Raw genomic sequence first — 11941 nt, forward strand, 5'->3', positions numbered from 1 at the left:
TTACTGTTAATCCATTGGTTGCTCTCTACAGTTCTCCACACAATCCATAAAATAAAAAGTATACATGGTAATGTAATCGCAAATGCAGTAAGTGTAGCTTGATTGTATGAATAGCATCCTCTGAATACCTTAAATAACCCTGCCTCCAATCTTAACATCAACGGCCAATGAACCGCATACGTTGTAAAAGAAATCTTTCCAATCTACACGATTGGTTTAACCTCTAATATCTTTAGTACAAATCCATAATTCAGAATGCACCACATACATGTCGCTATACCCGCCGCGCGATAGACGCCCTCTCCGACAAAAGATGTCAAATAAGGATATACGCCGTTACTCTGCTTTGGAATGCATGCAAGAAAAGTCCCGACCAAAAATACAGGTATCAGAAAACGTTTTTTACTAATTCCGTCTGTATATATTTTGTCTAGCCATGTGGTGTTCAGGTTCACGATAATAATATAAATCCGCTACAAATGTCCCAAATATAAAAGAAAAAAATTTGGTTTCCCTGCCAAAAACAGAAAACCCGCAAAAATCACATACATAATTCTACGCCATTTCTTTTCTTTTGATAGAAGACAAAGCCTCAGCATTATTATATATCCGAATAATTCGTAACATATCGTCCAGAATGGTCCCACATAATCACTGCCCGACCAAAATGGTTTAAAAAGATATTGCTTATCACGTTGCGAATTGTTGGTTCAAAATTACAATAGCCCAAAAGAAAATCATAATTCCTGACATGCTGTGAAATATCCAAGTGAAACATTAAACCTGTAAACATAAGCACAAGCGAAAATAATGTTGCAGTAGCCACCACAGGGAAAAGTCTCAAATAACGTCCTACTGTGCTTTGAAACAAGTCAATATCTTTCTTTTTAAATACGCTGCTCGCCGTCAAAAAGCCGGAAAGCACAAAAAGTATTGTACCGCTATGTTGCCGTTAATCAGCGCAGACAACGGAGAGGAGGCAAATATCTCCAGTCCCGTCCCCCCTCGCATACTTTTCAGTCCACGACAGAGTGTACATTTCAGGATAATATGCGCATATAAAATGACATAGAATCACATTTAATGACATAAGCCCTCGCAAAACATCCAAGCCTTTCAATCTTTTCATATCAACGACTCCTTACTTTTTCTAGTTTTCCAACGCTTCTTTCACATAATCCGTCGTCAGGATCTTCTGCACGGTTCCGTCTACGTCTAATCGTTTCGTATTGTGACTGGTGTACGCCTCGTCCGCCTGCGTCTGGACTTGTCCTTCCACAAAGAACTTATCATAATTCAGGTCACGGCCATCCGGAGGCACACGGTAATAATCGCCCATATCCACACTTCTGGTGCACTCTTCATTTGTCATCAGCGTCTCGTATAACTTCTCGCCGTGTCTTGTCCCGATAATTCTCGTTCCTGTATCATCGAAAAGTTTCTGCACAGCCTTAGCCAAATCTCCGATTGTGCTAGCATCTGACTTCTGCACGAATAAGTCACCCGGTTCTCCGTGCTCAAAAGCAAACAACACCAGGTCTACCGCCTCGTCCAGATTCATCAGAAACCGTGTCATATTCGGATTTGTAATGGTGATCGGATTTCCCGCCTTTATCTGGTCAATGAAGAGCGGTATAACAGAGCCGCGGCTGCACATGACATTACCGTAACGAGTACAACAGATGGTTGTCTTCCCGGCAGCCACACGAGCGTTGGCACCGATGACCTTCTCCATCATCGCCTTACTTATCCCCATAGCGTTAATAGGATAGGCCGCTTTATCTGTAGACAAACACACTATACGTTTCACTCCTGCGTCAACGGCAGCATGAAGAACATTATCTGTTCCTTCTACGTTCGTCCAGACAGCCTCCATTGGGAAGAACTCACAGGATGGAACCTGCTTTAATGCTGCTGCATGGAAAAGAAAGTCCACGCCCTGAACAGCATTCTGAACAGATCTCATATTGCGGACATCGCCTATGTAAAATCTGACCTTTGAAGCCATCTCTGGATGCTTCGCCTGTAGGTCATGCCGCATGTCGTCCTGTTTCTTCTCGTCACGTGAGAAAATACGGATTTCTTTGAGATCAGAGTCCAGAAAATGTTTAAGGACTGTCGAGCCGAAAGATCCCGTTCCTCCCGTGATCATTAATGTTTTGTCTTTAAAAAATTTTGATGTATTCATATTTACAAACTCCTATTAAAAATCTTTAAGTATCACGATAATACTCATAAGGCCTCTTAGGCCCTGTAAATTCTTTATTATTTTATAAAGCCCCCTTTTCAAAACAGGCCATTGCATATCCATGTATAAAACAAAACAATGAAATGACACTTGGAACCGCTTCACAAACAGGTTCTAAACACCAGTAAGTCATTATCGAACTAAAAATACCCAAAATAAGCAAAGCTGCTTTCCAATCTGAACCATATTTAACAATGCAAAATGCATCTTTTAAGGACAGAATGCAGTAGACGAAAAACAGAAATGCCGGAATGATGCCGGTAGTATATGCTATATTCAGCCAAGTATTATGGATAAAATCCAATGTTGAAGAAAATCGCATTGTATATTTCCCCCAAGGGTGTACAAATATTTGGCTCAATGCAGCTGTAATCTGACCTTGTCTCGTTGATAAATCCGATACTTTATTGACTGCGTTCAAGCGAATTATCCGTCTAAACAAAGGCAAGTCAGAAATCCATGTTTTTATCCCAAATAAATTCAGCGAATAAACCATATATATAATGAATATTACCAGCAGAACATAAAACATATATTTTAGCTGTCGTTTCAAATCATAATGAAATTTAATTATTGTCACTGCAATACACAGGATCACATTGATTATCGACGCATAAACAACTGTTCGTGTTGACCCAAAGGCGTTATATAACATTCCTACTGTCCAAAGGCAAATCAACGTTATTTTCAAGAAAGGTTTATCTTGCATTTTCAGTGCAGAAAATATATAATACGTAACCCCAGCAAGCATAATAAAAAGTGAAATCTGACCTGTCATAATCCATTCAGATTTCGTCCACACATCAACGGTAGACCGAACTTCGGATGTTACCAGTAATGTTCTATTATTAAGAAAATTCATTGCCCCGTGCAAGCCTAAACCAATAACAACAACCCAAATAGGCAGATCCCATTTTTTTAAGTCAATACGCTGCGAATAGCCAATCCAAAACATAGAAGGGAAACTAAACAATATAATTGCCTTGGAAATGTTTCTTTCTCCCATTTGGTTATAAACATATATATATATTGCAGAAAATAAAAACAAAAATGCCATACGCAATATCTCCTTGCGTGGAATTATATATTTCCCGCCTATTAAAACTGAACACAGAACAAATAGAAGAAAAATTTTATAAAACATATTCATAAAATTTATGCTCATCAGGAAAAGCAATGTATATATTATTGTGTTATTGTAATCAAGGTGGATTCTAAGAAACTTATCTTCAATTCTATCCATATGGATTCAACCTCACCAGTAGCATCCGTTTTCAATTTTTCCAGCATGACTTGGTATTTCATCTATGCCTGGTTTCACCCAATATTCATTAAAAAATCGTCTTAGCTCTGAATTTTCCCAACGATTTCCCCGGATACCAAACAAAAGCTGCGTAGCTCCTCCCAAATGTATGGCTTGCTTTCCCATTCGTTTAACCGCAGCTGCCAGTGGAAATCCATACGCTCCGCATCCAATGATTGCAATATCGAAATTCAACTTTTGAATATCAGTTATCATATATTTTAACGCCTCAAACCAGTTTTGGAACCGTGTATCCTTTTCTCCTGCGATTGTTTGAATCGCTTTATAGGTAATCAATTTGCATTCAGGCCAAAACCCATCATCAAACAATTTATCTTTATTCTTAAATTGATTACTAATCGTATTTGCAAAAGGATGTACAATCAATACTTTTTTTCCAGCAAGTGCATGGGTCCAAGAAGATTCAATATCATAATACGGTTCGAAGCAATAAAGTTTTACTCCCTGCGCATTAGACGCAAATGTTTTGATAGTGAATATTTCTAACATATCATTCCACAATCCAATTACATCAAGATATTTACAATCGGATACCATCAATTGTCCAAATTGTTCTATGTATTTTTCTTCTTCCGGGAAAAAGCCCGCATTAAAGCAAAGCGTATGCATCACTTTTTTTGAATATCTGTAATCCTTATCCAGCTTTCCTTTGTACAGCTCATTAATTGCAGAGAGTTCCACAGACCCAAACCTCGCCGCCATAAATGGAGCGTCTTCGCAAATCATACGGCTAAACATTTGATTTACTTCACGAGGATAACTGATTACCCTATTACCGTTTATATAATAGTATGGCGCATCTTTTTTCACAATTTTTTTGTATGTTTTTCTATAGAAGCTATTTAATAACCCAAGGTTATAATCTAATCTATTTATTTCCCTCATCGTAACGAAAATCTCCTTTTAATAATACTAGCAAAAAATTGATGCCAGAGTTCCTTGAATTTCGTAGTTCTAAAATATAACAACACAAAGAAAAGATTACTAACAGTAACACATATTATTAATTGCAAAATAAATGTAAGCAATCCGTTCACTTCTATTAAATTGCAAATTGCACAGCACAAAATTCCGCCTGCAATAGTACTTGCAAGATATTTGGTGTAAACAATAAAAAATTTATAAGGCTTTTCATCGAGAACATGCTTATAAACAATTTCTGCTTCAACCCAAAATGTTGTCGTCAGTGCCGAAATAGTCGTACCTATGATCACTCCGATAAATCCAGTGAATTTTAATAGAATCAAAGACGCAACTAAATTCACTGCCGCCTCAGCAATAGGCCTAAAACGATCATTCCAAAATAATCCTGCCGAGGATTTAAAAGCGGAGATGACCTGGCGCATCCCAGTGATATAAAAATTTAGCACAATAAAAAATACAATCGGTAATCCCAGCAAATAGCTTTCATCAATCCACACCTTGCCTATAAAGCTATTTAAGAGCACAAACAGGCAAATACTACTAAAACCATACATCCAAAAATTAACAAACAACAATTTATCAAATGTTTTTTTTAAGTGATTCGTATTTTCCGTGTTAATTAAATTTCCAATACTAGCTGTAAGCGGGCTAAAAATATATGCCAATAATGTCTGCGGAATTCCTAAAATCGTCACGTAATTTGAATATATACCGACCCATCCGATTCCAACAAAAGCTGAAAGCAGCAGGTTATCCGTCCCTGATACGCACACTCCCCCTAATTTGTGCATAACTAACGCCATCGTTTGTTTGAATATCTCGTGTTTATCTTTCTCCGGGAGCTTCTGTGCCTTTTCATTTATAAAAGGGTACATCTTAGTAGCCACTTTTGATATACGAATATTCGCTATTAAATTGGCATTTATCTGCACGAGCAGATAAATAACAAAATCCTTCCATAGAAGAAGTACAATTATTTGAACTATATTTTGCAATATCAGAAATAGGTATCGATTAATTGTGTCGATATATCCTTTTTGATCTGTGTTAATAATTAATTTCTTATATGAAAAGAAATATGTTGACGCCGTATTAAACAGATACAGAAAATATATGAATTTTATATGTTCTATACCTTCACCGCCAGAAATCAAATACTGCAAAAATGGTATTAATACAAGCCCTGCCCCAAAAACCACCGTTCCTATGATCCAATATGCTTTTTTATAAAATTGCATATACATCTTAATTCGCTCATAATCCTTGTCTGCAACCGGTTTGTACATTTTATAGACGATTGCGTCGCCAATACCCAATTCAGCTAAGGACATGATTGTAAGGATGTTGCTAAAAAGGCCGCTTACTCCCAGATACTCTTTGCCTAACGCATATATAAAAATTGTCCTGCATATAAAGTTGAGTACAATATTAAATATCTGTCCCACTACCGCAGTACTAACATTTCGCATTGCATTTTCGGTTCGCGTATTTTTCATCTAATTGGTCTCCTTAATTTATAAAGAATCCTATGCTTGACACTGATTATTACCGGAAAATACAAAATCAGAAAAGCATCACATTTTCTTTGTGTGCTCACAGATTTACATTTTAAGATGCGTTTCTTTTGCTGCTCAAGGCATTCTCTTATCTCCTTCTCCCAAGTCCTAATTTTTGGAGTACGTTTAAAATGCTGCAAATGAATGTACATTCCAACAGCAATGCCTATCAGTCTTTCATATGCCTTAGTCAAGAATTCCGAATAGTTTTTTTCAACAAATTTATATCTATCCCTAAAGGCTGAAAAGAGATCGTACCCCCACTTCGCATTTTGTGTATAAGAAGTAGAATCCTCCCGGATAAAGTAATGATACTTTCCAGCTGACTTAACCACTACTTTGTCAGCATTTGCAAATACCTCGTGCATGATTGCTATATCTTCATATACTCGTCCTTTCGGAAACAATATTCCATCCCATAAATTTCTATGAAACAATTTGTTGCATGGCTGGCTTCCAATAAGCTCATCATTTAAAAGTTCCTTCATTGCTTGCCTATTATTAAGTATTATTGTTTCTGCCTCTTCCTGTTCTCCGATGATTTCACCTTTTTCTGAAAATTTCTTAAATGAACAGGCAGCTATGTCGCAATTGTTTTCAGTCAGGGTTTTTAAGAGAAACTCATACATATCTTTGTCTACAAAGTCATCGCTATCACAAAAACCTATATAAGTACCTTTTGCAATAGCCAGACCTGCGTTTCTTGCGCTGGCCAGACCTGCGTTTCTTTGATGTAATACGATAACTCTGGAATCTTTTCTTGCAAATTCATCACAGAATTCTCCGCATCGATCTGGAGAACCGTCATCAATCAGGATAATCTCTATATTTTCATAGGTTTGTTCCAGCAAGCTTTCTACGCATTTACAAATGTATTTTTCCACGCGGTATACCGGGACTATAATCGAAATAAGTGGTCTTTTCATGTTGATCCCCTTTTATATCAGCGAACGAATATGGCTGATTTTTTTTATACACCATCTCAGGTCACGTTTTGGCTTTCCTTTAAGCTTAATGGTTTCATAATAGTTTCGTATACATTCCCGACCGGACAAATCAAATTTAATTCCCAACTTATTCTCCAGTCTTTCGACCTCATCTAAATTCCATTTCCCGCCAATTATTGGTTTACCCCAATTGTATGTAAAAACATAATTCTCTTCCGAGGCCCATGCATAAACTTTTTCTTTATATCTTCTGCTTCTAAAACTGCCGTATTTTTCAAATTCCCACGGACTTTCAAATCTCCGAAGCAGTTTTAGAAAATAACTTTTATTCCAAAGCGCCGCCTGGCAATTGATCCTGTATTTATCTCCTGGCATTTGTTCTTCCCATTCTGGATAGTTTTTGCATCTTCCATATGTTCCTTTTCCACAAGTAAATTGAACCACGCCAATCGAATAATCCTGCTCCATACGTAGTACACACTTTTCGAGCTCGTCTGCATCAACCTGTTCTTCAAATATAAAATCATCCAAAATCGTTATAATAAACTCGGAATCAATTCGTTTTAATGCATCTTCTAATCTGCCAGACCATGCTGCCTCACGGACATCGGTACGAATATTTAACGGATTAATATCCAGACCATCACAAGAATAAGATTTTGTTTCCGTATTCAAATATACTTTATATTCACATTTCGGCCAAAACCGTTGAAATTCTTTGAAAAAAACAGGCCATATTTTTTCATATTTATCGCATGTATTAATCAGTATTGATACGCTCATGGAAATCATCCTCTTCTACTTCTTCGATGTATTCTTCTTCGATTATATTAGCTTTGCTCATTGGTCCTTCCGCAAAGAAAAATTGTTCCTTCATGTTATTCATTTGTGATAGTGTGAACAAAAAGCGCTGTGCTACATACCCCGGATTCCATAAATCTGTGATTGTATCTCTGGCTTCCCATGCCATTGATGTTCTAATGTCAGGATTCTCTATCAAAAACCGCACCGCAGATAACAACTCATCATAGCAACCATCTCGATAACATACTCCATTTTTCCACTGCTTAATAAGGTATGGAACCGCTCCTATCATATGGTTTGCAATCGGAACACAACCGCTGTTCATCGCCTCATTTAAAACGGCTCCCCATCCCTCTTGCCTGTCGCTGGTCATTAAAAAAAAGTCCGATTGCTTCATATACGTACGCACTTCCTCAGGAGACATACTACCCGTAAATTCAATATCAGAGTAAGCCGCGGATTTATCTGCCATTTTTTTAATCGAATCAAATAGAGGACCGGATCCAATCATGGTCAAACTCACGTTCTTGTAGCCGATTTTCTTCAAATCCGCCATAACATTAACCGCAAGTTCAGGATGTTTCCAATCAATAAATCTTCCGACCCATAGTAATTTTACCTGTCCGTCTGTTCGTTTTTGAAAATTTTCCATATCTACTTCCGGAAAATATCCCCATTTATACATTTTATTTCTATACAAATGAAAACAGCTAAAATCTAAGGCTGTAAAGGCACTTGCGCATAACACATATACGTTTTTGTTAGAAAAGAAACGATGTTTACTCCAAATTGCAAGCTTTCTTTTGAAAGATACATCTTCAAAGCTATGTTTCTTGAAGATTCTTTCCATATAAAAGAACGTTAATTTATTGTCTCTGATCCTCCTTTTTACGAGATCAATCGGAACCGATCCATATGCGAAAATCACAACGTCACTCTCGTAAAGGATTTCTTTACACCTCTCCGCTTCTCCGAATAAATATGCTAATCTACAAAATGAATATTTATTGTTCATATTCTGATATCCTAATTCACGTCTCTCCTCCGGCAGCATTTCTGTGGCAATAAAGACAAAATCTTCTCCTAATTCACCAAAAAAGGCTTTACATAACGGAAGCTGATGATGATTCAAAAAATTGGAAACAATGGCTAATTTCATCTTTTCTGCTCCTCGGATTCAATAATACTCTGGTAAAGGCCTATGTATTGTTTATATTTAATATCTTTATTAAATGCTGCAGCATGTGCAACACAGCCCTCTTTACAAAAAGGCTTTTCATTACATATACGGATAATTTCCAATTTTAATGCTTCAACATCATCGCAACTAACGACACCTCCGCATGTTGGATCAACTTCTTCCGGGCTCCCCCCGGTATCAAATGTGACAACGGGCGTACCGCAGGCAATTGCCTCCATGTTTACTGTCGGATAATTATCTTCTCTGGACGGATTAACAAACACATCCGCTGCTGTGTAAATCTCTGCTAATTCTTTTTTGTTTTGTGTTCTGTGTATAGATACAATATTATCAGGAAGTAATTTATCAATTTGTTCGTCTGTTCCGACCAAAACGATTTGATATTCATTCCCCAGCATTTTTGCTAATTCAATAAATACATCCAGACCCTTTCGTTTACCCCAACCGAAAGCCACACCCAAAACCATATACTTTTTCATCATAACCTCTCATATAATCTAAATATATTCTTTCATCTTATCAGTATCTGCGAATTCTTTCGCACGTTTCAAACAGCCTTCCAAGCAAACCGCTTTTTTCTCACAAATATTCCTAACAGCCGATATCAACCCTATAATATCTTCCTTCTCTGCAAAAATGCCGCTACTCGCATCAAGACACTCCGGGCATCCTCCAGTTTTGAATGTTTACAACAGGCGTTCCACATAAAAGGCTCTCTATGCTTACCATACCAAACATCTCTTCTCCCGTCGGATTGAGGAAAACATCTGCCACTGAATAAATCTCAGCCAATTGCTTTTGATTAGATGTTCTATGAATCGAAATAATATTAGCCGGCAATTTTATCAACAGCTGCATTTGTTCCAACTAGCATAATTTTATAGTTATTAGACAAGCATACCTCAAAGCTTAATAAACACATCCAGTCCCTTTAATTTACTCCATCCAATCACTACTCCTAAGAGAAGATACTCCCCCCCCCCCCAGATTTTGGAGTAATGCCATGTGTCTCACGGAAATCACTCTCAGTCGGCTTGAATACATTCAAATCAATTCCATTATTAATTACTTTCACAGGATAATCGGACAGGAATGATTGTTTCACTAAATCTGCCAGCCATTGTGAAGGCGTTACAATCGTCATGTTCTCTATTCCTGTAAACCATTTTTTCTTCAATCGATACATCAGTTTGGTTTGATCAACATATGCCTGCGGATATAATCTATATTGCTCACAATCATAACATCCTGTTTTCCATTTATTACACTTTACCATGGTAAAGTGTGGACATTGCCCGGTAAACGACCAGCAATCGTGCAGTGTCCATACCGTGCGGATGTTATGTTTCTTGATATAATGAAACAGCATAGGAAGATTTATGTACCAAAAGTGCAGGTTGTGCAAATGTATGATGTCTGGATTTATCTTCGTGATTTCTTTTAATAATTTGTATGTCCCAAGAAGCGAAAAACAACCATTTAAGCCTGTTATTTGGGATAATACAACATGTACAGCATTCTCCAAATAACTTCCAAATGGAATGGCAATAGCTTCAGCTTTATTGTCTTTCCATTTCCTGCAGTAACACTGTGCCATATTCCCTGTCAGATTTGCATAATGCGTTATATCTTTCATAATGTGTCCAGTACTTCCATACGGAACGGAATTAATAGAAACAATTTTCATTGATAATGTCTCCTCTACTTCTCTCTATGTAAGCTGACATCAATCATGTCAACAACTTTTTTCATCTGTACGTTACTGGCCTTATGATCGAGCACATACATTTGTGCCTTTTTTCCAATCATATTCAATTCTTTTTGCTCCATCTTCATTACCATGGGCAAAGCCTTCTTAAAAGAATCTGTTTGAAATCTTTCCGGCGTAAGAAGATAATCCGCATAAATTGGATCCATTCCGGGCAAAAGATTCATAAATACAGGTCTTCCAGACAGCATATATTCCATCGTCTTAGACGGGAATGAATATTTCGCATCTATTCCATCTACCGGACGCGGATTAACAAGTATCGTTGCTTCCCTCTGCAGCTTCAATATCTCTGGCATTTGCAGAGTTCCAAGGAATACTATGTTAGATTGTTCCTTTTCCGCTTTTTTTACTTCATCCTCCGCGTTTCCACTACCGGCGATAATCAGTTTCCAGTCCTCACTTTCCTCACAGCAAAATGCCGATAATAACTCGCAAATTCCATATTCTCTGTGCAATGAACCTGTATATACCATCGTTTTACCGCTGTTCTCAATAGCATCCTCAAATTTATTCTTCACAGAATACAATCCATCTATCACACAGTAGGGTTTCCGTCCAACTTTCAACATATCTTTCATCTGTTCCGTTAACAATACAAAGGAATCAGCTGCCGACAAATAAAAGTCCAAATGTTTAAGATTATAAGCTATTGTTAACTTGCTGTATAAATCCTTTCGTTCTCCATAATGAGCCAAAAGGCTTGGAATATCAGGGACTATCAAACACGCATGAAATGAAAATCCTCTTTTTTTTAATTTATATACTGCGCTCATCATTGGATAACTCAAAGTATAAATAAAGACTATCTTCCTTTTCTCATCGTAATTTTTCACTAGCCATCGTTTTAAACATGCATAAAACTGTCTAGCCTGATCAAATTGCCGTATGCCACGTATATTAATGAAACCCAGTCCAATATCGTTTGCCCCATTACAGTGTCTCCATGAGAAACTTTTCACTTTTTTGTATTCATACTTAGGATATGTCGGAAGAAAATACGCACTTATCAAATCTACCGGACATTTTAAATTGCTTTCCAAACCTTCTATCATGTTCCACTGATGCAGATTCGCCGCAAACGATAGCTTTCCATGGCTATATTGGAATAGTTCGACCTGTATTTCCTTAGGATATAAACCTCCCAAAAAGATACATTTCATTAGAAC

General features: G+C 37.2%; 11 protein-coding genes. All 11 read right to left on the reverse strand.

Annotation, left to right across the window (positions count from 1 at the left end):
- Window positions 1-1150: 1150 nt before the first annotated feature.
- Window positions 1151-2188: a polysaccharide biosynthesis protein gene (locus tag H8698_RS00285; protein ID WP_249310509.1), complete on the reverse strand. Its 1038-nt coding sequence runs from the start codon at window positions 2186-2188 to the stop codon at window positions 1151-1153.
- Between the two features lie 82 nt (window positions 2189-2270).
- Window positions 2271-3305 (reverse strand): hypothetical protein, encoded by a 1035-nt coding sequence (locus H8698_RS00290; RefSeq protein WP_249310510.1) that lies wholly within the window; start codon window positions 3303-3305, stop codon window positions 2271-2273.
- A gap of 198 nt (window positions 3306-3503) precedes the next feature.
- Window positions 3504-4457, reverse strand: coding sequence for a hypothetical protein (locus H8698_RS00295; protein ID WP_249310511.1), 954 nt, complete (start codon window positions 4455-4457; stop codon window positions 3504-3506).
- Window positions 4454-5992, reverse strand: a complete 1539-nt coding sequence (locus H8698_RS00300; RefSeq protein ID WP_249310513.1) for a lipopolysaccharide biosynthesis protein — start codon at window positions 5990-5992, stop codon at window positions 4454-4456. The genes H8698_RS00295 and H8698_RS00300 overlap by 4 nt, the downstream gene beginning before the upstream one ends.
- Entirely contained in the window at window positions 5989-6978 is a 990-nt protein-coding gene (locus tag H8698_RS00305) for a glycosyltransferase family 2 protein (RefSeq protein WP_249310515.1), read from the reverse strand. Before H8698_RS00305 ends, H8698_RS00300 begins: the two co-directional genes overlap by 4 nt.
- 12 nt (window positions 6979-6990) lie before the next feature.
- Window positions 6991-7782, reverse strand: coding sequence for a hypothetical protein (locus H8698_RS00310; RefSeq protein WP_249310516.1), 792 nt, complete (start codon window positions 7780-7782; stop codon window positions 6991-6993).
- Complete coding sequence (locus H8698_RS00315; RefSeq protein WP_249310517.1) at window positions 7760-8962, reverse strand: glycosyltransferase family 4 protein; 1203 nt, start codon at window positions 8960-8962, stop codon at window positions 7760-7762. The genes H8698_RS00310 and H8698_RS00315 overlap by 23 nt, the downstream gene beginning before the upstream one ends.
- A complete protein-coding gene (locus H8698_RS00320; RefSeq protein WP_249310518.1) occupies window positions 8959-9483 on the reverse strand; it encodes a glycosyltransferase in 525 nt (174 codons plus the stop codon). Before H8698_RS00320 ends, H8698_RS00315 begins: the two co-directional genes overlap by 4 nt.
- Window positions 9484-9655: 172 nt before the next feature.
- On the reverse strand, window positions 9656-9862 hold the full coding sequence (locus tag H8698_RS13460) for a glycosyltransferase (RefSeq protein ID WP_430393554.1): 207 nt from the start codon (window positions 9860-9862) through the stop codon (window positions 9656-9658).
- A gap of 100 nt (window positions 9863-9962) precedes the next feature.
- Complete coding sequence (locus H8698_RS00325) at window positions 9963-10691, reverse strand: glycosyltransferase (RefSeq protein WP_249310519.1); 729 nt, start codon at window positions 10689-10691, stop codon at window positions 9963-9965.
- A 14-nt stretch (window positions 10692-10705) separates the two neighbouring features.
- A complete protein-coding gene (locus H8698_RS00330; RefSeq protein ID WP_249310520.1) occupies window positions 10706-11935 on the reverse strand; it encodes a glycosyltransferase in 1230 nt (409 codons plus the stop codon).
- Between the last annotated feature and the right edge of the window lie 6 nt (window positions 11936-11941).

Origin of the sequence: Congzhengia minquanensis (assembly GCF_014384785.1) — a bacterium.
Taxonomy (GTDB): Bacteria; Bacillota; Clostridia; order UBA1381; family UBA9506; genus Congzhengia; species Congzhengia minquanensis.